This is a genomic window from Streptomyces viridosporus T7A, assembly GCF_008704515.1.
GTDB lineage: Bacteria > Actinomycetota > Actinomycetes > Streptomycetales > Streptomycetaceae > Streptomyces > Streptomyces viridosporus.
Window position 1 is genome coordinate 6270109 of the sequence record NZ_CP023700.1, and the last position, 23793, is coordinate 6293901.

Annotated in this window: 17 protein-coding genes; 9 read left to right on the top strand and 8 right to left on the bottom strand. The window is 71.1% G+C overall.

Annotated features, from left to right (window positions below):
- Positions 1–153: 153 nt before the first annotated feature.
- Positions 154–3957 (bottom strand): GH92 family glycosyl hydrolase, encoded by a 3804-nt coding sequence (locus CP969_RS28955; protein ID WP_078495341.1) that lies wholly within the window; start codon positions 3955–3957, stop codon positions 154–156.
- A 439-nt stretch (positions 3958–4396) separates the two neighbouring features.
- Between CP969_RS28955 and ngcE the strand changes: the two genes are divergently transcribed.
- The 7 genes from ngcE (at position 4397) to CP969_RS28990 (ending at position 12708) form a co-directional block, all read left to right on the top strand.
- Positions 4397–5863, top strand: coding sequence for an N-acetylglucosamine/diacetylchitobiose ABC transporter substrate-binding protein (gene ngcE, locus CP969_RS28960; RefSeq protein ID WP_004982047.1), 1467 nt, complete (start codon positions 4397–4399; stop codon positions 5861–5863).
- 82 nt (positions 5864–5945) lie between these two features.
- On the top strand, positions 5946–6872 hold the full coding sequence (locus CP969_RS28965; protein ID WP_004982045.1) for a carbohydrate ABC transporter permease: 927 nt from the start codon (positions 5946–5948) through the stop codon (positions 6870–6872).
- Between the two features lie 3 nt (positions 6873–6875).
- On the top strand, positions 6876–7799 hold the full coding sequence (locus CP969_RS28970; protein ID WP_004982043.1) for a carbohydrate ABC transporter permease: 924 nt from the start codon (positions 6876–6878) through the stop codon (positions 7797–7799).
- A 193-nt stretch (positions 7800–7992) separates the two neighbouring features.
- Positions 7993–9204 (top strand): ROK family transcriptional regulator, encoded by a 1212-nt coding sequence (locus CP969_RS28975; RefSeq protein ID WP_004982042.1) that lies wholly within the window; start codon positions 7993–7995, stop codon positions 9202–9204.
- A gap of 134 nt (positions 9205–9338) precedes the next feature.
- A complete protein-coding gene (locus CP969_RS28980; RefSeq protein WP_016824233.1) occupies positions 9339–10445 on the top strand; it encodes a substrate-binding domain-containing protein in 1107 nt (368 codons plus the stop codon).
- A 182-nt stretch (positions 10446–10627) separates the two neighbouring features.
- Complete coding sequence (locus tag CP969_RS28985) at positions 10628–11419, top strand: ATP-binding cassette domain-containing protein (RefSeq protein ID WP_039830834.1); 792 nt, start codon at positions 10628–10630, stop codon at positions 11417–11419.
- Positions 11416–12708, top strand: a complete 1293-nt coding sequence (locus tag CP969_RS28990) for a sugar ABC transporter permease (RefSeq protein WP_016824231.1) — start codon at positions 11416–11418, stop codon at positions 12706–12708. The genes CP969_RS28985 and CP969_RS28990 overlap by 4 nt, the downstream gene beginning before the upstream one ends.
- Before the next feature lie 269 nt (positions 12709–12977).
- Here the strand turns inward: CP969_RS28990 and CP969_RS28995 are convergent, their stop codons facing one another.
- Entirely contained in the window at positions 12978–13523 is a 546-nt protein-coding gene (locus CP969_RS28995; protein ID WP_016824230.1) for a DoxX family protein, read from the bottom strand.
- Positions 13524–14015: 492 nt separating this feature from the next.
- Between CP969_RS28995 and dxs the strand changes: the two genes are divergently transcribed.
- Both dxs and CP969_RS29005 read left to right on the top strand, forming a co-directional pair.
- Entirely contained in the window at positions 14016–15983 is a 1968-nt protein-coding gene (gene dxs / locus CP969_RS29000; RefSeq protein ID WP_004982029.1) for a 1-deoxy-D-xylulose-5-phosphate synthase, read from the top strand.
- A 147-nt stretch (positions 15984–16130) separates the two neighbouring features.
- Positions 16131–17654 (top strand): amino acid permease, encoded by a 1524-nt coding sequence (locus tag CP969_RS29005; protein ID WP_004982028.1) that lies wholly within the window; start codon positions 16131–16133, stop codon positions 17652–17654.
- Between the two features lie 78 nt (positions 17655–17732).
- Here the strand turns inward: CP969_RS29005 and CP969_RS29010 are convergent, their stop codons facing one another.
- From CP969_RS29010 to CP969_RS29035, 6 genes are read right to left on the bottom strand one after another with little or no spacing between them, the layout of a single operon-like run.
- Entirely contained in the window at positions 17733–18962 is a 1230-nt protein-coding gene (locus tag CP969_RS29010) for a beta-ketoacyl-[acyl-carrier-protein] synthase family protein (RefSeq protein ID WP_016824229.1), read from the bottom strand.
- Positions 18959–19219 (bottom strand): acyl carrier protein, encoded by a 261-nt coding sequence (locus CP969_RS29015; RefSeq protein ID WP_016824228.1) that lies wholly within the window; start codon positions 19217–19219, stop codon positions 18959–18961. The genes CP969_RS29010 and CP969_RS29015 overlap by 4 nt, the downstream gene beginning before the upstream one ends.
- 8 nt (positions 19220–19227) lie before the next feature.
- Complete coding sequence (locus tag CP969_RS29020; RefSeq protein WP_016824227.1) at positions 19228–20229, bottom strand: NAD-dependent epimerase/dehydratase family protein; 1002 nt, start codon at positions 20227–20229, stop codon at positions 19228–19230.
- Positions 20226–21803, bottom strand: coding sequence for an AMP-binding protein (locus CP969_RS29025; RefSeq protein ID WP_016824226.1), 1578 nt, complete (start codon positions 21801–21803; stop codon positions 20226–20228). The genes CP969_RS29020 and CP969_RS29025 overlap by 4 nt, the downstream gene beginning before the upstream one ends.
- A complete protein-coding gene (locus CP969_RS29030; protein ID WP_223887118.1) occupies positions 21800–22741 on the bottom strand; it encodes an alpha/beta fold hydrolase in 942 nt (313 codons plus the stop codon). Before CP969_RS29030 ends, CP969_RS29025 begins: the two co-directional genes overlap by 4 nt.
- Positions 22738–23760 (bottom strand): 3-oxoacyl-ACP synthase III family protein, encoded by a 1023-nt coding sequence (locus CP969_RS29035; RefSeq protein WP_026084795.1) that lies wholly within the window; start codon positions 23758–23760, stop codon positions 22738–22740. Before CP969_RS29035 ends, CP969_RS29030 begins: the two co-directional genes overlap by 4 nt.
- Positions 23761–23793: the final 33 nt, after the last annotated feature.

Genomic DNA, 23793 nt, shown 5'->3' on the forward strand with positions numbered 1-23793 from the left:
GGCGTACCGCCCGCCGTGCGCCCCGCGCCGGCGGTCCGCCCCATTCTGGGGCACCGGACACGCGAGAGGTAGCTGTTGTGCCGGGGAGACGCACGGCGGGGGCGGGTTCGAGCCAGGCCCGTACCCACCCCCGCCACAGCGCCCTCGGACGCGTCAGCCCAGCAGCTCCACCTCCGTCAGCGCGGCCTCACCGGTCAGCACCAGCCGGTAGTGGCCGTAGGCCTTCGGCTCGGCGATCGAGAAGGCCCGGGTCTGCCGGTCCCAGCGGAAGGACTCCTCCGCCCGCTCGTCCAGGTCCCTCCACGTCGTCCCGTCGGCCGATCCCTGCAGCACCCAGCCCGTGGGCGCCTCGGCGCGGTCCGCGGACGTCAGCGTGTACTGCACCGCCTTCGTCTCCCCGGTGACGGGCAGCTCCACGGTGGACACCGTGGCGCCGGTCGCCGACGTGTCGTCGAACAGGGCGCCCCCGCCCTTCAGCGCGTCCTTGCGGGGCGTGGGCACCTCGTCGTCCCGGGTGATCGACACGGGGGCGGCGTCCTCGCCCGTGCCCCACGCCGACGGACGCGGGCCCATGTCGAACTCCAGGACGCCGCCCTTCGCGATCAGCGCGTGGGGGAGCGCGGTGGAGTTCCAGCGCTTGCCGTTGACCTTCAGGCCCTGCACGTAGACGTTCTCCGCACTGTTCTTCGGCGCCTTGACGACCAGGTCGCGGCCGTTCTCCAGGTGCACGGTCGCCTTCTTGAACAGCGGGGAGCCGATGGCGTACTCGCCGCTGCCCATCACCAGCGGGTAGAAGCCGAGCGAGGAGAACAGGTACCAGGCGGACTGCTCGCCGTTGTCCTCGTCGCCGTGGTAGCCCTGCCCGATCTCGCTGCCGGTGTAGAGCCGCGACAGCACCTCGCGCACGTTCTTCTGCGTCTTCCAGGGCTGCCCGGCCGCGTCGTACATGTACAGGGCGTGGTGGGCGACCTGGTTGGAGTGCCCGTACATGCCCATCCGGACGTCCCGCGCCTCGGTCATCTCGTGGATGACGCCGCCGTAGGAGCCGACGAACTCCGGGGAGGCCGTCTCCGGGGTGGCCAGGTACTCGTCGAGCTTGTCCGCGAGGCCGTCCCGGCCGCCGTAGAGGTTGGCCAGGCCGCGGCTGTCCTGCGGGGCGGTGAAGGCGTAGCCCCACCCGTTGGTCTCGGTGTAGTCGTGGCCCCACACGCGCGGGTCGTACTTCGAGGACTCCACGCGCCAGTCGCCCTCGGCGTTCCTGCCCTGGAAGAAACCGGCCTCGGAGTCGAAGAGGTTGACGTAGTCCTGGGCGCGGTCGAGGAAGTAGGCCGATTCCTCCTGGTAGCGCTTGTCGCCCGTCTTCCGGTGGAGGGCCTCGCCCATCTTCGCGATGCCGTAGTCGTTGAGGTAGCCCTCCAGCGCCCACGACAGGCCCTCGTGCGTCTCGGTGCCGGTGTAGCCGAGGAACGGCGAGGTCGCCATGCCCTTGCGGCCCACGCCCGAGGACGGGGGCACCACGGTGGCGTTCTTCACCGCCGCGTCGTACGCCGCCTCCGCGTCGAAGTCGACGCCCTTGACGTACGCGTCCGCGAACGCGACGTCCGAGGAGGTGCCGGTCATCAGGTCGGCGTAGCCGGGGGAGGACCAGCGCGAGGTCCAGCCGCCGTCCTTGTAGTGCTGCACGAACCCGTCGACCAGCTCACCGGCCTTGGAGGGGGTCAGGAAGGAGTACGCCGGCCAGGTGGTCCGGTAGGTGTCCCAGAAGCCGTTGTTCACGTACACCTTGCCGTCCACGATCCTGGCGCCGGTGTGCGTCGGGGTGTCCGGCTGCGGCATCCTCGAGAACGGGGAGGCGTACTTGTAGGTCCCGCCGACCTTCTCGAAGCCCGAGTTGGGGTAGAGGTACAGCCGGTACAGGCTGGAGTAGAGGGTGGTCAGCTGGTCCGGCGTGGCGCCCTCCACCTCGACCTTGCCGAGCAGCTCGTCCCACTGCCGCTGGGCGCTGCGCCTGACCGACTCGAAGGACCGCGAGCGGGGCAGCTCCTGGCGCAGGTTGTCCTTCGCCTGGTCGACACCGATCAGCGAGGTGGCCAGGCGCAGCGTCACGGTGCGGTCCTCGCCGGCGTCGAACCGCAGGAAGCCCTTGACGCCCTCCGCGGAGCCCTCCGTCACCGGCTTGTCGAACTCGCCGTACACGAACAGCCGGGTCGCGCCGGTGGACAGCCCGGACTTGACGTCCGAGTAGCCGGTTACGGTCCCGTTCTCCCGGTCGAGCGTCAGCCCGGCCTGGTCGGTGACGTTGTCGAACAGCACGGCCGCGTCGTCGCCGGGGTAGGTGAAGCGCAGCGCCGCCGCGTGGTCGGTGGGCGTCATCTCGGCCTTCAGGCCGTTCTCGAACCGCACCCCGTAGTAGTACGGCCGGGCGGTCTCGTTCTCGTGCCGGAAGGCCAGTTCGCGTTCCTCCCGCCCGAGGGCGGGGGTGCCGCCGGCGACGGACGGCATCACCTGGAAGGTCTGCCGGTCGCCCATCCAGGGGCTCGGCTCGTGGCTCGCGCTGAACGCCTGGATCGTCGGCAGGTTGTCCGCGTTGTTGCCGCGCGCGTAGTCGTACAGCCAGCTCAGCGAACCGGCGTTGGTCACCGGGGTCCAGAAGTTGAAGCCGTGCGGCACGGCGGTCGCGGGGAAGTTGTTGCCGCGCGAGAAGGCGCCGCTGGAGTGGGTGCCCCGGGTCGTCACGGCGTAGTCGGAGAGGTGGGCCCTGGGCCGTTCGGGGGCCACCCGCCGCAGCGCCACGTCGTCCAGCCAGCCCCGGAACTTCGCCGGGCCCTCGGGGGAGTCGTACGCCACCAGGATCCGGTCGACGGTCCTGCCGGCGGCCACCGAGCCGATCCGGGAGACCACGTTGTTCCACTGGTTGACGTAGAGGACCTTCGACGCGCCCTGTCCCCGCGGGGTCAGCGGGAACCCGTGCTGGTCGGTGGCGCGCAGGTCGCTCAGGTAGGTGCCGTCGGTGAAGGCGAGGTCCACGGAGACGTGGGTGGCGTCGTAGTCGAGGTCGCCGTCGGCCATCGAGGGGAAGATCCGGTACGACAATTGGGTGTTCCGGTCGACCGCCACGTGGACGTCGAACACCTTGTTGTACGAGTACGCCCGCCCGTCGGCGGTGTGCCGGCCGGCGTAACGCAGGGCACGCTTTCCGGTGAATCCGGCGCCCGCCTTGGCCGTGGGCGATCCGCTCGGGCCGCGGTCGACCAGCGAGAGCATGTCCTGCGGAACGGGTCCCTCGCTGTCGCCGGTGGAGAACTGGACGTCGGCCAGCTGGATGATGTCGCCGCCGTGGTTCTTCGTGAACTCGAGGCGGAAGTGCCGGTGGGCGGCGACGGCCGACGCGTCGAGGTCGTAGGTCTTCGTCTGGAACCGCTCCGCGAAGGACTCGCCCGAACGGGTGTCGAGGGTCTTCCACTCCTTGCCGTCGGCGGAGCCCTTCAGGGTCCAGTCCCGCGGGTCGCGTTCGGCGTGGTCGTTGGCCGAGGTGAGCGCGTACCGGACCGTCTCGACCGGTGCGTCCAGGTCGAACTCCACCCAGCCGGTGGGCGCGAAGGCCAGCCACTTGGTGCCGGGCTCGCCGTCGACGAGGTTCTCCTTCACCTCCCCGCCACCGGTGTTCTCCGCGCTGGCGCGGACGTCCGTGACGTGGTCGGTGACGTTGCCCGGAATGCCGGTGCTGTACCCGCCGTCGACGCCCGAGGCGCGTTTGCCGCCGCGGCGTGTGGTGTCGACGGTGTTCAACCAGTCCGGAGCGGGGTCCCCGGACTCGAACGACGAGGCGAACTCCCGGTCCGCCTTCGGCGGCGCCTGGGGCAGCGCCACCGCGACTCCCGGTGAGCCCGCGGCCAAAGCGAAGGCGGCCGCCGCGACGACCGCCGTTCCCCATCCGTGCCGAACCCTGTGCTGCATGCGCGAGCACCCTCCCTGCGCTGGACAACGTTGTCAGCCTCGATGCGCAAGCACCAGTAGTGGTCCAAGTGGCTTCTGGTGTCAAGGGTGTTGAATGCGGGATTCAGGCCCGGCGGCGAGGTTTTCTCCTTCGGGGGGACACGCCGACCGCTGGTATTCCCGTGAGGTCTCAACTCGGAAAAGACCCGCGGGGAACCTTGCATTCGATCTTGCTCCGTTGGCGGGAAGTGGACTATACCTGTCGGCACTCCGGGGCATCTTCACAGCACCCGATCGTCACCGACGCGTACCACGAGGAACGTCCCGCACCCGCGGCGCCGCGGCGCCACCGGTGCACCCCGTACGGCCGCACTTCCTGCACGACCCAGCTTGACCCGAACGCGGTGCCGGGAAGGATCCGGTTCACCGCCTGAGTCCTGGAGAAGGCGAGGACTTGAGCATGGGATCCACTTCCGCCGAGAACACCGGCGCCGGCGACAAGAGCACCACCGGCGTCGGCCGCCGCGCTCTGATCAAGCGGTCCGCCGCGCTCGGCCTGTTGTCCGTACCGACGATGAGTTTCCTGTCCGCGTGCGCCAGCGGGGGCGGGGAGGACCAGGAGAAGGCCAAGGCGGGCAAGAAGACCGCGAAGAACCCGCTGGGCGTCAATGACGGCGCGCAGATGGAATTCGTGCTGTTCGACGGCGGTTTCGGCAAGGAGTACGCCGAGGACGCCGTGAAGGTCTACGAGAAGAACTTCCCCAAGGCGAAGGTCGATTTCTCCGCCACCCAGAAGATCCAGTCCACCCTGCAGCCGCGGTTCAACCAGGGCAATCCGCCCGACCTCATCGACAACTCCGGCGCCGAGCAGATGGACATGGGCGTACTGGTCGGCAAGAACCAGCTCGCCGACCTCACCCCGCTGCTGGACGCCCCCTCGTACGACGACCCGGGCAAGAAGGTCCGGGACACCCTGCGCCCCGGCATCGTGGAGATGGGCCAGTTCGACGGCGAGAAGGTGTGGATCCTCTACTACGCCTACACGGTGTACGGCGTCTGGTACTCGCAGAAGGCCCTGGACTCGCTCGACGAGCAGTACCCGGAGACCTGGGACCAGATGCTCGCGGTCTGCGCGAAGGCCAAGAAGAAGGGCATGGCGGGCTGGACGTACGCGGGCAAGTACCCGTACTACCTCCCCTTCTCGCTCTACCCGATGATCGGCAAGGTCGGCGGCCGCGAGGTGCTCGACGCCATCGACAACCTCGAGCCGAACGCCTGGAAGCACCCGGCGGTCAAGGCGTGCTTCGAGGCCTACTACGAGCTCTACAAGAAGGGATACGTCCTCAAGGGGACCCCGGGCCTGGACCACATCCAGTCCCAGACCGCCTGGGCCCAGGGCAAGGCGCTGTTCCTCCCGAACGGCTCCTGGGTGGAGAACGAGTCCGCGAAGGTCATCCCCGCCGACTTCGGCCTCGCCGTCTCCGCCCCCACCGGTCTCGACTCCTCCGACAAGCTGCCCTTCGGCACCATCTGGGCCTCCGGCGGCGAGCCCTTCATCGTCCCGGCCAAGGCGAAGAACGGCGCCGGCGGCATGGAGCAGCTGCGCATCATGCTCAGCGAGGCGTCCTCGAAGAACTTCACCAGCAAGGTGAAGTCCCTGACGGCGTACAACGGCGGCACCGACGGCATCGAGCTCACGCCCGGGCTGCAGGCCGGTGTCGCCGCGTTGGACAAGGCGGGTGACAACGTGGTGAACCCGCGCCTGCAGGACTGGTACGTGCAGCTGCAGAAGGAGAAGATCGGTGTCTCCGGGCTCGGCGAGATGATGGCCGGCCGCATCACCCCGGCCGAGGCCATCAAGAAGATCCAGGGCTTCGCCGACGAGACGGCCAAGGACTCGTCGATCAAGCACTACAAGCACCAGTGAGGACCCGTCACCGGGGTCCGTCCGGCGCGTCCGCGCCGGGCGGACCCCGGCGGCACCCGCGCGCAGAACGGGGTCGGTAGCAATGCAGCACGGCAAGTACCGGTTCATCGTGGGGTTCCTGACGGTTCCCCTGGGGCTGTACGCGCTCTTCGTCATCTGGCCGTTCATCCAGTCGATCTACTACTCGTTCACCGACTGGACCGGCCTGAGTCCCGATTTCACGATGGTGGGGTTCGCCAACTACGAACGGATGCTGGACGACGACATCTTCTGGAAGTCGTTGCAGCACAGCCTGCTGTTCGCCCTGCTGCTGCCGGTGGTGACGATCGGTCTGGCCCTCTTCTTCGCCTTCATGATCAATGTGGGCGGCCGGCGGCGGCGCGGCGGTCCGGTGATCTCCGGGGTGCGCGGCTCCGCCTTCTACAAGATCGTCTACTTCTTCCCGCAGGTGCTCTCGATCGCGATCGTCGCCCTGTTGTTCGCGTTCGCGTACAACCCGGACAGCGGTGCGATCAACTCGGTCCTGCGGGCGGTCGGGCTCGACGGGGTCCAGCCGCTCTGGCTGGGCGACCCCGACCTCGCCCTGTGGGCCGTCATGGCGGTGCTCGTCTGGTCCACGGTCGGCTTCTTCGTGGTCCTCTTCTCCGCGGGCATGGCGTCCATCCCGGCGGAGCTGTACGAGGCCGCGCTGCTGGACGGCGCCAACCGGGTCACCACCTTCTTCCGCGTCACCCTGCCGCTGCTGTGGGACACCGTGCAGTCGGGCTGGGTCTACGTGGGCATCCTCGCCCTGGGCGCCGAGTCGTTCGCAGTCGTACAGATCATGACGACCGGCCCGGGCGGTCCCGACTACTCGACCACGGTCCTGGTCCTGTACGTGTACCAGAAGGCCTTCCGCGACGGCCAGGCCGCCTATGCCACCACCATCGGTGTCGCCCTGCTCGTCGTCACGCTGGCCTTCGCCGCCGTCGTGATGCGGCTGGGGCGGCGCGAGCGGCTGGAGTACTGAACGATGAAGACGACCGAGACGCCTCCTCCCGTCCCCGCCGAGCCGGGCGCCGCCCTCACCAAGACCGGCGTCCCGGCGGCCGCGCCCCCGAAGGAGAAGAAAGAGGGCACCGTCCTCAACGTCTTCTCGCACGGGATCCTCGTCATCTGGGCGATCATGGTGGTCATGCCGCTGGTGTGGGCGGTGATGACGTCCTTCAAGGACGACGCCTCCATCTTCGGCTCGCCCTGGTCGCTGCCGGACAAGCTGCACTTCGACAACTGGTCGCGGGCCTGGACCCAGGCCCACATGAGCGACTACTTCCTCAACACCGTGCTGGTGGTGGGGGGTTCCCTCATCGGCACGCTGGTGCTGGGGTCGATGGCGGCCTATGTGCTCGCCCGCTTCGACTTCCCGGGCAACCGGTTCATCTACTACCTGTTCATCGGCGGCATGAGCTTCCCGATCATGCTCGCCCTGGTCCCGCTGTTCTACGTCGTCAACAACATGGGACTGCTGAACACGATCCACGGGCTGATCCTGGTCTACATCGCCTATTCGCTGCCGTTCACGGTGTTCTTCCTCACCGCGTTCTTCCGGACCCTGCCCAGCTCGGTGGCGGAGGCCGCCTTCGTGGACGGGGCCTCGCACACCAGGACGTTCTTCCAGATCATGCTCCCGATGGCCAAGCCGGGCCTGATCAGCGTGGGCATCTTCAACTTCCTGGGGCAGTGGAACCAGTACATGCTGCCCACCGTGCTGAACACCGACGAGGACAAGCACGTCCTCACCCAGGGCCTGGTGCAGCTGGCCGTCAGCCAGGGCTACAAGGGGGACTGGTCCGGCCTCTTCGCGGGCCTGGTGATGGCCATGCTCCCGGTGCTCGCCGCGTACATCGTCTTCCAGCGCCAGGTGGTGCAGGGCCTCACCGCGGGGGCGCTGAAGTAACCCTCCGGAACCGCTTCCGCACACGCCGCTCCCGCCTTCGGGGGCGGCGTTCGTGTATGTGTCCGGGTACTCGGATGTGCCCGGAAACGGTTCAACCTCTTGACGGGAGGCGACACGAACAGCTCAGCTTAGAGTTCACTAGTTGGACATGAACGGGGTCTCGTCGAAGCGGCCCCGCGCGCAGGAGGTCGTCGTGGAGACTCCGGGGTCGCAGTCGTCGCTGCACCGAGCCAACCTGGAGCGGGTCGTCCGAGCAGTACGTCTTGCGGGTTCCCTCACCCAGGCCGAGATCGCGAGGACGACGGGCCTGTCCGCGGCGACGGTCTCCAACATCGTCCGGGAACTGAAGGGCAGCGGGACGGTCGAGGTCACGCCCACGTCGGCGGGCGGGCGCCGGGCGCGCAGCGTCTCGCTGAGCGGGGACGCCGGCATCGTCATCGGCGTCGACTTCGGGCACACGCACCTGCGGGTCGCGGTCGGGAACCTCGCCCACCAGGTGCTGGCCGAGGAGTCCGAGCCCCTGGACGTGGACGCCTCCTCGACGCAGGGCTTCGACCGGGCGGAACAGCTGGTCAACCGGCTGATCGCGGCCACCGGGGTGGACCGGTCCAAGATCACCGGGATCGGCCTCGGCGTGCCCGGCCCGATCGACGTGGAGTCCGGGAGCCTGGGCTCGACCGCGATCCTGCCGGGGTGGACCGGCACCAAGCCCGCCGAGGAGCTGCGGGGGCGGCTCGGCGTACCGGTGTACGTGGACAACGACGCCAACCTCGGCGCCCTCGGCGAGCTGGTCTGGGGCAGTGGCCGGGGGGTGCGCGACCTGGCGTACATCAAGGTGGCGAGCGGCGTCGGCGCGGGCCTGGTGATCAGCGGGAAGATCTACCGCGGTCCCGGCGGCACCGCGGGAGAGATCGGACACATCACGCTCGACGAGTCCGGCCCCGTCTGCCGCTGCGGCAACCGCGGCTGCCTGGAGACCTTCACGGCCGCACGCTACGTACTGCCGCTGCTCCAGCCCAGCCACGGGAGCGACTTGACGATGGAGGGCGTGGTGCGGCTGGCACGGGACGGCGACCCGGGGTGCCGTAGGGTGATCGCCGACGTCGGCCGCCACATCGGCAGCGGGGTCGCCAACCTCTGCAACCTGCTGAACCCGAGCCGGGTGGTGCTGGGCGGTGACCTCGCCGAGGCCGGTGAGCTGGTGCTCGGGCCGATCCGGGAGTCCGTCGGCCGTTACGCGATCCCCAGTGCGGCACGTCAACTGTCCGTTCTCCCCGGGGCGCTGGGGGGCCGGGCGGAGGTGCTCGGAGCACTGGCCCTCGCGCTGAGCGAGATGGGCGATTCGACCCTTCTTGACGGCACCGCCGCCGGGTCGCCGGCGATGGCCACTCCTGCCTTCACTTAGAGAACGGATGGCACCGTTGCCATCTCGTTAAGGATTTACTTCTTGACGTCGCACATGCGGCCGAGTTGACTTCCATCCACCTCGGCCGCAACGACGCGGCCTCGTCAGGGAGGTTTGAAGAAGTGAACAAGCGTATGCGTCGTGCCGCCGTCGCCATCGCCGCGGGTGCGATGGCCGTCTCGCTGGCCGCCTGTGGCAACGCCGCCGAGTCGGACGGCAAGAAGGACTCCGGCGACGCCGCTGCCAAGGGCAAGGGCGACGCCATCAAGGTCGGTCTGCTCCTGCCGGAGAACCAGACCGCGCGGTACGAGAAGTTCGACAAGCCCTTGATCGAGAAGAAGGTCAAGGAGCTGACGAACAACAAGGGCGAGGTCGTCTACGCCAACGCCAAGCAGGACGCCACCCTGCAGAACCAGCAGGTCGACACGATGATCACCAACAAGGTGGACGTGCTGATCCTGGACGCGGTGGACGCCGCCGCCATCAAGAACTCGGTGCAGAAGGCCAAGGACGCCGGCATCCCGGTCGTCGCCTACGACCGACTGGCGCAGGGCCCGATCGACGCCTACACCTCGTTCGACAACGTGACCGTGGGCAAGACCCAGGGTGAGGCCCTCCTCGAGGCGCTGGGCGACAAGGCCAAGGACGGCCAGATCGTCATGATGAACGGGTCCTCCACCGACCCGAACGCCGCCCAGTTCAAGCAGGGCGCCCACGAGGTGCTCGACGGCAAGGTGAAGATCGGCCGCGAGTACGACACCAAGGAGTGGAAGCCGGAGAACGCCAACGCCAACATGGAGGGCGCCATCTCCGCCCTCGGCAAGAAGAAGATCGTCGGCGTCTACTCCGCCAACGACGGCATGGCGGGCGGCATCATCACCGCCCTGAAGGCCGCCGGCCTCAAGGACATCCCGGTCACCGGCCAGGACGCCGAACTCGCGGGCGTGCAGCGCATCGTCACCGGTGAGCAGTACATGAGCGTCTACAAGCCGTACGGCCCGGAGGCCGCCGCCGCCGCGGAGATGGCCGTCGCGCTCGCCCAGGGCAAGTCGCTGGACCCCATCGCCAAGGACAAGGTCGACAGCCCGACCACCAAGGGTGTCCCCTCCGTTCTCGTCCCGGTCGTCTCGCTGACCCAGGAGAACATCAACGACACCGTGATCAAGGACGGCGTCTACACCGTCCAGGAGATCTGCACGGGCAAGTACAAGGCCGCCTGCGACAAGATCGGTCTGAAGTAAGCAGTCCCGAAGTCCCGTGACCCGAGCGGGAGTCCGCGATCCGGGCTCCCCGTACGGGACCGACTGCCACGCGCTCCGCCGGCGCCCCGCACACACCAGCCCCGCAAGCTACGCGGGGCGCCGGACGGAACACCCCCCCCAATTCTCTGCACAACCTTCCGCCGGGTCAGGCGGCGAAGGAGATGGTTCACGTGTCCGCTACGCCCGTGCTGGCGTTGCGCGGGGTCTCCAAGCGGTTCGGTGCCGTCCAGGCGCTCACCGACGTAGAGCTTGAGGTCCACGCCGGTGAAGTGGTCGCCCTGGTGGGCGACAACGGCGCCGGAAAGTCCACGCTGGTCAAGACGATCGCCGGCGTGCATCCCATCGATGAGGGCGTCATCGAGTGGGAGGGCAAGGCCGTACAGATCGGCAAGCCGCACGACGCCCAGAACCTGGGCATCGCGACGGTCTACCAGGACCTCGCGCTGTGCGACAACATCGATGTCGTCGGCAACCTCTACCTGGGCCGGGAGCTGCGCAAGCGCGGCGTCCTGGACGAGGTGGAGATGGAGCGCCGCTCCCGCGAGCTCCTCGACACCCTCTCGATCCGCATTCCCAGCGTCCGGATCCCGATCGCCTCGCTCTCCGGTGGTCAGCGCCAGGTCGTGGCCATCGCCCGGTCCATGCTCGGCGAGCCCAAGCTGGTGATCCTCGACGAGCCCACCGCCGCCCTCGGCGTCGAGCAGACCGCGCAGGTCCTCGACCTGGTCGAGCGGCTGCGCGAGCGCGGCCACGCGGTCATCCTCATCAGCCACAACATGGCCGATGTGAAGGCCGTCGCGGACAAGGTCGCCGTGCTGCGCCTCGGGCGCAACAACGGTGTGTTCGAGGTCAAGTCGACCTCGCAGGAAGAAATCATCTCCGCCATCACGGGCGCCACGGACAACGCCGTGACCCGTCGTGCGGCGCGCACCAATGGGGAGATCAAGAAGTGAGCACCGACAAGACCACGACGCCCGCCGAGGAACCCGTCGTGGAGAACCCCGAGGCGGCCCCCGCGGCGGTCGCCGCCGTCGACCCCCGGCTGCTCGTGCGCGAGCAGGGTCTCGCCGGCTACGTCAACGAGTTCAAGCGGAAGACGAAGGCCGGTGACCTCGGCTCCCTCCCCGTCGTGGTGGGCCTGCTGATCATCTGGGCCATCTTCACCAGCCTGAACTCCAACTTCCTCACCGCGGGCAACTTCTCCGACATGTCGGTCGCCATGGTCGGCACGGGCATGATCGCGGTCGGTATCGTCTTCGTCCTGCTGCTCGGCGAGATCGACCTGTCGGTCGGCTCGGTCAGCGGTGTCGCGGGCGCCACCTTCGCGGTGCTGAGCGTCACGCACGGGATGAACGAGGTACTGGCCCTGGTGCTGGCCATCCTCACCGGCACCGTGGCCGGAGCCATCCACGGCTTCGTCTTCGCCCGCATCGGTGTCCCGGCCTTCGCCGTGACGCTGGCCGGACTGCTGTTCTGGCAGGGCTTCATGCTGCAGATCCTGGGCGACAACGGCACCATCAACCTCGACTCCGAGGGCCTGGTCGCCCAGCTGACCAGCTACTACTTCTCCGACGTGGCCGCCGCCTACGGCCTGGCGATCGTCGTGACCGCGGGGTACTTCCTCACCGCCTTCTTCGACAACCGCCGCCGCGAGGCCGCCGGTGTGCCGTCCCGGCCGCTCAACGAGATCATCGTGCGGACCGTGCTGCTCGCCGTCCTGGCGTTCGCCGTGGCGATCGTCTTCAACCAGTACAAGGGCCTGCCGCTGGCCGTGGTGATCTTCCTCGCGGTCCTGCTGCTCACGGACTTCGTGCTGCGCCGCACCGCCTACGGCCGCAAGGTCTTCGCGCTCGGCGGCAGCGTCGAGGCGTCCCGCCGCGCCGGCATCAACGTGGACCTGGTCCGGATCTCGGTCTTCGCGATCGCCGGCACCTTCGCCGCGATCGGCGGTCTCTTCGTCGCCTCGAAGATCGCCTCCGCCAACCAGGGCGCGGGCACCGGTGAGTTCCTGATGAACGTCATCGCCGCGGCCGTGATCGGCGGTACGTCCCTCTTCGGCGGCCGCGGCCGCACCTGGGACGCGCTGCTCGGTGTGATGGTCATCATCTCGATCCAGTACGGCCTCGCGCTGGAGGGCATCGCCTCCCCGGTGCAGTACATGATCACCGGTGGCGTGCTGCTGGCGACGGTCGTCATCGACGCGGTCACCCGCAGGACGCAGAAGACGGCCGGGCGGGCCTAGGAACGCCGCTCCGGGACGCCGGTGACCCGCTCGCCGGGCGCTGGAACGAGTGAGGGCCTTCCGGGGCCGGTGTGGATCACGACATCCACCACCGGCCCCGGAAGGCCCTCGTGTTTGCCCGGGACGGCCCGCCGGCACCGACCGGCGGGCCGCCTCCGTCCCCGGGAGACGGACCCGGCACCCGGCCGGACCGCCGGGTGCGGTCCGGCGGTCCGGGCGGGCAGCCGCGGCCCCCGGCCGCCACGGCCCGGAGCCGTCGTCGGCCGTCGTCAGCCGCGGACCAGCAGGACGATGCCGGCGACCACGGCACCGAGGACGACGGCGGCGACGCCGTGCGTGAGCCGGTGGACCCGCAGCACGGGCAGGAAGCGGTCGACGGCGAGCCGGCCGGGGCCGGTGAGGGTCAGTCCGGCCGCGGCGACGGCCAGGAAGAGCTCGTACTCGACGCCGTCGGGGGCGAAGAAGCCGCCGCCCCACTTGACGGCCATCGCGTTGATCATGGTGCCGAGAACGGCGGCGCCGGCCAGCGGAGTGAGCAGGCCGAGGGCGAGAGCGAGCCCGCCCAGGGTCTCGGAGAGCCCGGCGATCAGGGCCATGGCCTCGCCCGAGGGGTAGCCGACCATCGCGAAGAACTGTCCCGTGCCCTCGATCCCGCCACCGCCGAACCAGCCGAACAGCTTCTGCGCGCCGTGCGCGGCCATGATCAGCCCGAGGCCCACCCGCAGGACCAGCAGCCCTGCGTCGTAGGCGGGCGAGGAGGTGCCCTCGACGCCGACGGCGGCGGAGGAGCTGGTGCGGTCGAGCGTGGAAGTCATCGCAGGGGTGCCCTTCTGGACGGAGAGATCAAAGGTTGAACTTTCAAATTCGACATCGACACTAACCGATGCGTGAAGTTTCAACAAACAGGGGTCCGTGCGCCCGCCGCGCCCCCTCGTCGGCGCGCGCCGCTCCGGCTTCGGGCCGGCGGAGCGGGCGTGGGGATGACGTGGGGGTGAGGGCCGGTCAGTCCGCCGCGCCGGCACGGCCGTTGGGCCCGAAGGGGTCGTCACCGCACTTCGCGGCCCGTTTCGGAGCGCCCGGCGGGGCGCCCCGCGGAAGTACCCGGCCCGCCCGTGGCGCCCGGCGCGCCCTCCCGGGCCCCGCGGGCGCCGGACGCCGTGGGGAACCTGTCGTAGGACGGGGCGATCCTGGGTACTGCCGAACGCGTGACGTACGACGCACCGCCCGGGCACCGCCCGCGGGAGCGGAACATTAGACTCGACCCGCCCGGCAACAGCTCGATCAGCTCTTACTGCAAGGAGGCACGGGTGCCGCTGCTGACCCGCATCAGGGGACCGCGCGATCTGGACCGGCTCAGCCTGGAGGAGCTGAACCAGCTGGCCGAGGAGATCCGGACCTTCCTGGTCGACGCGGTCTCCAAGACCGGCGGCCATCTCGGCCCCAACCTCGGCGTGGTGGAGCTCACCATCGCCCTGCACCGCGTCTTCGAATCCCCCAGGGACAAGGTCCTGTGGGACACCGGCCACCAGTCCTACGTGCACAAGCTGCTGACCGGCCGGCAGGACTTCTCCAAGCTGAAGATGAAGGGCGGCCTGTCCGGCTACCCCTCGCAGGCCGAGTCCGAGCACGACGTCATCGAGAACAGCCACGCCTCCACCGTCCTCGGCTGGGCCGACGGCATCGCCAAGGCCAACCAGCTGAAGAAACGCGACAGCCACGTCGTCGCGGTCATCGGCGACGGCGCGCTGACCGGCGGCATGGCCTGGGAGGCGCTGAACAACATCGCCGACGCCAAGGACCGCCCGCTCGTCATCGTCGTCAACGACAACGAGCGCTCCTACTCGCCCACCATCGGCGGCCTCGCCAACCACCTGGCGACCCTGCGCACCACCGACGGCTACGAGCGCTTCCTGACCCGCACCAGGGACCTGCTGGAGCGCACCCCGGTCGTCGGCCGCCCCCTCTACGACACCCTGCACGGCGCCAAGAAGGGCCTGAAGGACTTCATCGCCCCGCAGGGCATGTTCGAGGACCTGGGCCTGAAGTACGTCGGCCCCATCGACGGCCACGACATCGAGGCCCTGGAGTCCGCCCTGGCCCGCGCCAAGCGCTTCGGCGGCCCGGTGATCGTGCACTGCCTCACCGAGAAGGGCCGCGGCTACCAGCCCGCCCTGGCGGACGAGGCCGACCGCTTCCACGCCGTCGGCAAGATCCACCCCGACACGGGCCTGCCGATCGCCAGCTCCGGCGCCGACTGGACCTCCGTCTTCGGCGAGGAGATGGTCAGGCTCGGCGAGGAGCGCGAGGACATCGTCGCCATCACCGCCGCGATGCTCCAGCCGGTCGGCCTCGACAAGTTCGCCAAGCGCTTCCCCGAGCGGGTCTACGACGTCGGCATCGCCGAGCAGCACGGCGCCGTCTCCGCGGCCGGTCTGGCCCACGCGGGCGTGCACCCCGTCTTCGCCGTGTACGCCACCTTCCTCAACCGCGCCTTCGACCAGGTGCTGATGGACGTGGCCCTGCACAAGTGCGGCGTGACGTTCGTCCTCGACCGGGCCGGCGTCACCGGCACCGACGGCGCCTCCCACAACGGCATGTGGGACATGTCGATCCTCCAGGTGGTCCCCGGGCTGCGCCTGGCCGCCCCGCGCGACGCCGACCAGGTCCGCGCCCAGCTGCGCGAGGCCGTCGCCGTCGAGGACGCCCCGACCGTGGTGCGCTTCTCCAAGGGCGCCGTCGGCCCCGCCGTGCCCGCCGTGGGCCGCGTCGGCGGCATGGACGTGCTGCGCGAGCCCGGCACCGACACCCCCGACGTGCTGCTGGTCTCCGTGGGCGCCCTCGCCCCGATGTGCCTGGAGATCGCCTCCCTCCTCGACCGGCAGGGCATCTCCACCACCGTCGTCGACCCGCGCTGGGTCAAGCCCGTCGACGAGGCCATGGCCCCGCTCGCCGAGAAGCACCGGGTGGTCGTCACCGTCGAGGACAACTCCCGCGTCGGCGGTGTCGGCTCCGCCGTCGCCCAGGCCCTGCGCGACGCCGGCGTGGACGTGCCGCTGCGCGACTTCGGCATCCCGCCGCGCTTCCTCGACCACGCCTCCCGCGCCGAGGTCCTGGCCGAGATCGGGCTCACCGCCCCCGACATCGCCCGCCAGGTCACCGGCCTGGTGGCCAAGCTCGACGGGATCCCCCACTCCCGGCTCCGCTCGGGCGGGGGCGCCCCCGCCGAGCGCTCCGCCGCCGGCGCGGTCGACCCGGTGGAGTCGGCCCGCGACTGACCGACCGCCACGCGTCGCCCGGATGGGCCGCCCGTGCCACTGTGAGGAGTGGCGGGGGCGGCCCGTTTGCGTGAGGGTTCCTGTACCGGGGCATGCGACCTACGCCCCTCTCGATCATGTCGAGGACGACAAGCGTGGGAGGTACCCGTGACCAGCCCTCTCTTCCGGACGAAGAACGTCGAGCAGTCCATCCTCGACACCGAGGAGCCGGAGCACGCGCTCAAGAAGTCCCTGTCCGCGCTTGACCTGACCGTCTTCGGCGTCGGCGTCATCATCGGCACCGGCATCTTCGTCCTCACCGGTACGGTCGCCAAGAACAACGCCGGACCCGCGGTGGCCCTGGCCTTCCTGGTGGCCGGGGTCGTCTGCGCGCTCGCCGCGATCTGCTACGCGGAGTTCGCCTCCACCGTCCCGGTGGCGGGCTCCGCCTACACCTTCTCGTACGCCTCCCTCGGCGAGCTGCCCGCGTGGATCATCGGCTGGGACCTGGTCCTGGAATTCGCGCTCGGCACCGCGGTGGTGGCCGTCGGCTGGTCCGGCTACATCCACTCGCTGCTGGACAACGCGGGCTGGCGGCTGCCCGCGGCGCTCGGCACCCGGGACGGCGCCGAGGGCTTCGGGTTCGACATCCTCGCCGCCGCCCTGGTGCTGGTGCTCACCTGCATCCTCGTCCTCGGCATGAAACTGTCCGCCCGGGTCACCTCGATCGTCGTCGCCATCAAGGTGACCGTCGTCCTCGTCGTGATCGTCGCGGGTGCCTTCTTCATCACCGCCGACAACTACGACCCCTTCGTCCCGCAGGCGCAGCCCGTGCCGGCGGGCGACAACCTCGCCGCCCCCCTCATCCAGCTGATGTTCGGCTGGGCGCCGGCCAACTTCGGCGTCATGGGCGTCTTCACCGCCGCCTCGGTGGTCTTCTTCGCGTTCATCGGCTTCGACATCGTCGCCACCGCCGCCGAGGAGACCAGGAACCCGCAGCGCGACATGCCCCGCGGCATCCTCGGCTCCCTGTTCATCTGCACCGTGCTGTACGTCGCGGTGTCCCTCGTCGTCACCGGCATGCAGAAGTACACCCAGCTGTCCGTGGACGCCCCGCTCGCGGACGCCTTCAAGGCCACCGGGCATCCCTGGTTCGCGGGCTTCATCAGCTTCGGCGCCGCCGTCGGCCTGACGGTCGTCTGCATGATCCTGCTGCTCGGCCAGACCCGCGTGTTCTTCGCGATGAGCCGCGACGGGCTGCTGCCCCGGTTCTTCTCCCGGGTCCACCCCCGGTTCAAGACCCCGCACCGGCCGACCATCCTGCTCGGCGTCGTCATCGCGGTCCTCGCGGGCTTCACCCCGCTGAACGAGCTCGCCGCGCTGGTGAACATCGGCACCCTGTTCGCCTTCGTGATCGTCGCGATCAGCGTGATCATCCTCCGCAGGACCCGCCCCGACCTGCACCGCGCCTTCCGGGCCCCGCTGGTGCCGTTCCTGCCGATCCTGTCGATCGCCGCGTCGCTGTGGCTGATGCTGAACCTGCCCGCCGAGACCTGGCTCCGGTTCGCCGTCTGGATGGTCCTGGGCTTCGTCGTCTACTTCCTCTACGGCCGGAACCACAGCCGCCTGTCCCGCGGCGCGGGGGTGCGGCCGGGGGAGCCGCTCGAGCCGTCCGGCCCGGGCTCCCCCTGAACCGACGGGCCCCGAACCGACGGTCCGGCCCGGAACCGCCGGGCCTTCCGTCCGGACCGGGCCGGGCCGTGGTGCCGGTCAGGAGGCCCTGGCCAGGACCAGGACGACGTTGTGGCCGCCGAAGCCGAAGGAGTGGCTGACGGCGACGCGGACGTCCTGCCGACGGGGCTCCCCGGTGACGCAGTCGATCGTGAACCCGGGTGCCGGGGCGTCCAGGTTCGCGATCGGCGGCACCGTGCCGTGCTGGAGGGTGAGCACGGTCAGGGCCGCCTCGACGGCACCCGCCGAGCCCAGGCCGTGGCCGAGCACGCCCTTGGGCGCGGTGACGCTGGGGCGGTGCGGCAGCACCCGGGCGATCAGGGCCGCCTCGCCGGCGTCGTTGAGGGGGGTGGAGGTGCCGTGGGCGTTGACGTGGTCGACGTCGTGCGGGGCCAGGCCCGCGTCCGCCAGGGCGGTGCGCAGGGCCGCCTCCGCGCCCCGGGCGTCCGGAGCGGGCGTGGTGGGGTGGTGGGCGTCCGAGGTGCTGCCGCAGCCCACGAGCCGCGCGCGGACGCGTGCACCGCGGGCGGCCGCGTCCTCGGCCCGCTCCAGGACGAGGACGCCGGCGCCCTCCGCCAGGACGAAGCCGTCGCGGTCGGCGGCGAAGGGCCGGGACGCGGCGGTGACCGCGCCGGTGCGCCCGGACAGGGTGCCCATGCGCCAGAAGGCGGTGGCCGCCAGCGGGGTGACGGCGGCTTCGGTGGCCCCGGCCACCGCGATGTCGCACCGGCCGGAGGCGAGGAGGTCGCGGGCCACGGCGACGGCGGTGGCGCCGGAGGCGCAGGCGGTGGCCGGGGCGAGGCCGGGGCCCCGCGCCCCGAGGTCGATGGAGACCTCTCCGGCCGCCATGTTCGGGATGATCTGGGGGACGGTGAGCGCGGAGACCATGTCGGCGCCCTGTTCCTCCAGGCGCCTGGCCTGCTCCTCGCGCACCGCGTCCGAGCCCAGCCCGCAGCCGATGACGACGGCGACCCGGTCGCCGTCCCACGTCCGGGGATCGAGGCCGGCGTCGTGCACCGCCTCGCGGGCGGCGAGCACCGCCAGCACGGCGTTGCGGGACATGCGCCAGGCGGTGCGCCCGACACGGCGGTCCAGGTCGTCGCGGGCGAGGGGGACGCGGCAGGAGAAGTCCACGGGCAGGCCGGCCAGCGTCGGGTCACGGTCCGCCGCGGTGCCCGCACCGCGGCGGACCGCCTCCCAGGTGGTGTCGGCGTCCTCCCCGGCGGGGGTGATCAGGCCGAGGCCGGTGACGGCGACGGGCCCGGTCACGAGGAGGTCACCGCCCCCGTGCCGCCCGCGCGCAGGGCGTCGAGGCGGGCGACGACCTCGGCGAGGGTCGTGCCGCGGGAGGCGTGCTCGCTGCTGACCCTCACCCCGAGGCGTTCGTGGAGGATGAGCACCAGCTCCGTCAGGGCCAGGGAGTCCAGGTCCAGTTGCTCCAGGGTGAGTTCGGGCCGGATCTCGTCCTCGGGGACGCGGAAGGCGTCGGTCAGGATGGAACGGAGGGTGTCGTAGGTGTCCGGCATGCTGTGTCCTAGCTGCGGTCCGGGGAGGGGGAGGCGGAGCGGGTGAGCTCCGCGATGCCGGCCTCGAATCCGATCGGCGGCTCGAAGCCCAGGTCGCGGCGTGCCGCGGTGAGGTCGAAGTGGTGCGGATGCAGTAGTTCCGCGACCAGGAAGCGGCTCAGGGCGTGGGTGCGGGGGCTGCGGACCGCGCGCAGGAGCGCGTCGCTGATCGCGGCCCCGGCGGTGGCCAGCCGGGGCGGGACGGCGCACCAGCGGGCGTCGATGCCGGCGGCCCGCAGGAAGTGCCGGACGATCTCGCGCAGGGGGCGCGGGTCGCCCTGACCGACGAAGTAGGCCCGGCCGCCCGCCGCCGGCGACTGCCGCAAGTGGTCCAGGGCGAGCAGGTGGGCGTGGGCGGCGGTGCGGACGTGGGTGGTGTCGACGAGGTTGCCGCCGTCGCCGGGCATCGGCAGGAGGCCGGCCCGCACGGTGCGGGCGAGGGCGGGGGCGAAGTGGGGGTCGCCCGGCCCCCAGATGATGTGCGGGCGCAGCGAGACGGTGGCCAGCTCCGGGCCGTGGGCGGCCAGGACCAGGGCCTCGGCGCGCGCCTTGGTCGCGGGGTAGGCGGCCAGGTGGTGGAGGGCGAAGGGGAGGTCCTCGGTGACGCCCTCCAGGCCGCCGGGCCGGAAGGCGACGCTGGCGGTCGAGGTGTACAGGAGCGTGCGCACCCCGTGGGCGCGGCACTGCTCGAGCACGTGGCGGGTGCCGACGACGTTGGTCCTCCAGTAGGGCCGCGCCGGGCCGCTGACGCCGGCCAGGGCGGCGTTGTGGACGACGGCGTCGCAGCCGGCGACGGCACGGGAGACCGCGGCCGCGTCGGCGAGGTCGCCCAGGTGCTGGTGGACGCCCAGCCGTTCCAGCGCGGTGCTGGGGCGGCGCCCCAGGGAGGAGACGACGTCGCCGCGTGCGCTCAGTCGCCGGCAGATCTCCAGGCCGAGGAAGCCGCTCCCCCCGGTGACCAGTACCTTCATCGGACCCTCCCGCGCAGGCGCCGGGCGGCCCAGCCGGCCAGGCGCATGCGGTCGATCTTGGAGTTGTGCCGGGGGTCGGTGGGGAAGCCGGAGCGGATCAGCAGGGCGCCGACGCGGTGCCCTTCCGGATGGTCCTCCAGGGCGGCGCGGACGGCCGCCAGGACGGTGGCGCGGGGCGTGGCGGGCAGGGGCTCCACGCACAGCACGGGCAGTTGGCACACGGCCGTGCCGACCCCGACCAGGGCGGTGCGGCGGACGCCGGGGGCGGCGTCCGCCGCGGCCTCGATGTCCTCGGTGGCCAGGGTGAAGCCGGTGCCGGTGATCAGGTGGGCCCTGCGGCCGAGGAACCACAGCCGTCCCTCGTCGTCGAGCCGGCCGAGGTCCCCGGTGCGGTGCAGCACCCCGTGGTCGGTGGTGCTCTTGGCGGCGGCGTCGGCGTCGGGGCGCGCGTGGTAGGCGGGGCTGACGGTGGGACCGGCGACGGCGATCTCGCCGAGCCCGGTGGCGTCGGCGTCCAGGATCCGGGCGCGGACGCCGGGCAGCGGCTGGCCCAGGCAGGTGCCGGCGTGCCCGCCGGGCGGCCGGACCCGCGCGGCCCGCAGCTCGTGGTCGCCGATCGCGGAGACGGGCAGGCACTCCGTGGCGCCGTACACGCTGAGGATCTCGGCGTCGTCCGGCACGGCTTGGCGCAGGGCGTCGGCGAGACCGGTGCGCAGCGGGGCGCCGAAGGACAGGATCTGCCGGACCGAGGGCAGGGTGATCCCGCGGCGACCGCAGTGACGGGCGATCAGGGTGAGGACGGCGGGCGAGGCCAGGACGATGCTCGCCCCGTGTTCCAGGATCGGCCCGACGAGTTCCTCCGGCGAGGTGCGGGCCGGGGCCAGGTGGTTCACGGCCGGGGCGACGGTGGTCAGGCCCAGCAGCGGGCCGAGCAGCGCGACCGGCAGGAATCCGGCGAGGAGTACGTCGTCGGGCCGGGGGCCCATCAGTGCCGTCAGCGCGTCGAGCTGTCCGGCCAGGGTGGCGTGGCGGTACTCCGCGCCCTTGGGCCGCCCGGTGGAGCCGGACGTGAAGGCGATCATGGCCAGCTCGTCGCCGTCGGACTCCCGCACCCGCAGGGACGGGATGCCGCCGGCCGGTGCCCGGGTGGCCAGCCGCTGTCCCGGAAGGAGCGGCGCGGGACCCGTGACCAGGGGGATCCGGACGTGCGGACGGCCCCACCGCAGGGCCCGGCGCCCGAGGTGGGCCAGGGGTTCGCCGATGAAGACGTCCGGGGCGACGTCCTCGAGGCAGCGTCCCACCCCGGCGCGCGGTTCGATCAGGACGGGGACGGCGCCGAGGGCGACGAGGGCGTACGAGACGGCCGTGAGGTCGTAGGCGTCCCGGGTCATCACGACGGCCTTGTGGCCGGGCCGCACACCGGCGTCCCGCAGGGCCTGCGCGATGCGGTGGCAGCCCCGCACCAGTTCGCCGCGACTGATCCTCCGGGAGGTCCCCTTGCGGCACTGGACGAGGGCGAGGGTGTCGGGCCGTTCGGCCAGGTGTGCGGCGATGCCGGGAACGGTCACGGTCATGAGGCTCCCTGGAGGAAGTCGCGGACGAGGTCGCTCAGTTCGACGGCGGCGTCCTCCATCACGAAGTGCCCGGCGTCGGGGAAGCGGTGGATGACGGCGTGGGGGTGGCGGCGCGCCCACTCCTCCAGCAGGACCGGAGTGAAGACGGGATCGCGCATGCCCCAGCCGATGAGCAGGGGCAGTTCCGACAGTCCGGCCCCGGCACCGGGAGGTTCGAGCAGCCGCCACGCGGGGTCCGCGGGGTCGCGGGGGATCGCGCGGACGGCGTCGGTGACCGCCCGGCGCTCCGCGCGGCGGGCACAGGGCCTGAGGTAGGCCCGCCGCTCGGACGGGAGCAGCGGGCGGTGGACCCCGGCGCGCACGGCGATGCGGGCGAACGCGTTGGTGGCGTGGACGAGTTCGGCGACCGGCCGGTGGTCACGGATCCAGCGCAGGTAGAACGGCAGCCGGAAGCCGTCCGGGAAGGGGAAGGCCACGGTGTTGCAGACGACCAGCCGGGCCACCACGCCCGGATTGCGCAGTGCCCAGGCGACGCCGAGCGGACCGCCCCAGTCGTGCAGGACGAACGTCCAGCCCCGCCCGGGCAGGCCCTCGTCGCGCACCAGGTGCCGGTGGAGGATGTCCAGGTTCTCCAGCTGGGCCTCGTAGGGGTCGGGGACCCCGTCCGACGGCCGCAGGTGCCGGGACAGCCCGAAGCCCGGCAGGTCGGGTGCCAGGCAGCGGGCGTGCGGGGAGAGCCGGTGCAGCAGCTTGCGCCAGACGTAGCTCCACGACGGGTTGCCGTGCAGGAACAGCACCGGCTGCCCGGAGCCGAGGTCGAGGTAGTGCTGTCCGGTGACCGGCACGCGCCGCCAGTGCCGGGGCGCGGGGTAGTCCGGCAGCAGCCGCTCCAGGGAAGCGGGATCCGGGACCGGGACGTGCCCGGTTCGTGCGCTCACCACCGGACGAGGGCCAGGCCGAAGCTGAAACCGCTGGCCAGACCGATCATCGCCACCAGGTCCCCGCTCTCGATGCGGTCGGCCTCCCGCGCCTTGACCAGTTGCAGGGGGAGGGAGGCCGCCGCGCAGTTCCCGTGCTCGGCCACCGCGGGCATGCACCGGTCCTCGGGGAGGGAGAACAGCTCGAGCATCTCGCGGTACTGCGGCATGGCGATCTGGTGGAAGGCGACGAAGGCACTGGTGCGCACCGTCTCGAGTTCTTCGCCGGCGGTGGCCAGGATCCGGGGGGCCGCGTCGAGTGCCCCCTGGCGCAGGTCCCCGTTCAGCCGCAGCGTGGTGTGGTCGTCGTGCACGGAGAGGTGGTGCATGCTTCCCCCGCCGGCCACGGTGCAGGCCTCCCAGGCGTCGGAGTTGCTGGCGAACCGCAGGGCCAGGACGCCGGGGTCGCGTTCGCCCGCGGGACCGGCGGTGAGCACCATCGCGGCACCGGCGTCGGAAGCGGTGTAACCGGGCAGGGCCCTGAGGAGGTCCTGCCGGTCGGGGACGTGCCAGCGGGTGGCCAGGGTGGAAAGTTCGCCGCAGGCGATGAGGACCGTGCGGTAGCGGCCGTTCTCGATGAACGAGGCGGCCACCTCCATGGCGTTGAGGAAGCTGTTGCAGGCGTTCTTGACGTCGAACACCGGGCAGGAGGCGCCCAGTTTGGTGGCCACGAGGTGGGCCGTGGCGGGTTCGATCAGATCCTGTGAGGTCGCGGCGAACAGCAGCAGGTCCACATCGCCGACCTTCAGGCCGGCTTCGTCGAGCGCGCTGCGGGCGGCCGTCACGGCGAGGTCGGAGGCGTTCGCGCCGTCCTCGTGCACATGGACTCCGCGCACCCCGGTGAGATCCTCCAGCAGGCCGGGCGGCGGCGCGTAGCCACCGGTCTCGGCGACCTTGACGCGGGTCTCGTCCAAGGTCCGGTAGCGGGACGGCAGATGGGCGGAAACAGCTGCGATACGGGCACGGAGGGCTTCGGGCACCGCGTCACCGTAGCGGCGTCACGACCGCCACCG

Bases quoted from the DNA above. Each gene is read 5' to 3' on its own strand.
- CP969_RS28955 (WP_078495341.1), bottom strand. From the start codon at position 3,957: ATGCAGCACAGGGTTCGGCACGGATGGGGAACGGCGGTCGTCGCGGCG.
- ngcE (WP_004982047.1), top strand. From the start codon at position 4,397: ATGGGATCCACTTCCGCCGAGAACACCGGCGCCGGCGACAAGAGCACC.
- CP969_RS28965 (WP_004982045.1), top strand. From the start codon at position 5,946: ATGCAGCACGGCAAGTACCGGTTCATCGTGGGGTTCCTGACGGTTCCC.
- CP969_RS28970 (WP_004982043.1), top strand. From the start codon at position 6,876: ATGAAGACGACCGAGACGCCTCCTCCCGTCCCCGCCGAGCCGGGCGCC.
- CP969_RS28980 (WP_016824233.1), top strand. From the start codon at position 9,339: ATGCGTCGTGCCGCCGTCGCCATCGCCGCGGGTGCGATGGCCGTCTCG.
- CP969_RS28985 (WP_039830834.1), top strand. From the start codon at position 10,628: ATGGTTCACGTGTCCGCTACGCCCGTGCTGGCGTTGCGCGGGGTCTCC.
- CP969_RS28995 (WP_016824230.1), bottom strand. From the start codon at position 13,523: ATGACTTCCACGCTCGACCGCACCAGCTCCTCCGCCGCCGTCGGCGTC.
- CP969_RS29015 (WP_016824228.1), bottom strand. From the start codon at position 19,219: ATGCCGGACACCTACGACACCCTCCGTTCCATCCTGACCGACGCCTTC.
- CP969_RS29020 (WP_016824227.1), bottom strand. From the start codon at position 20,229: ATGAAGGTACTGGTCACCGGGGGGAGCGGCTTCCTCGGCCTGGAGATC.
- CP969_RS29025 (WP_016824226.1), bottom strand. From the start codon at position 21,803: ATGACCGTGACCGTTCCCGGCATCGCCGCACACCTGGCCGAACGGCCC.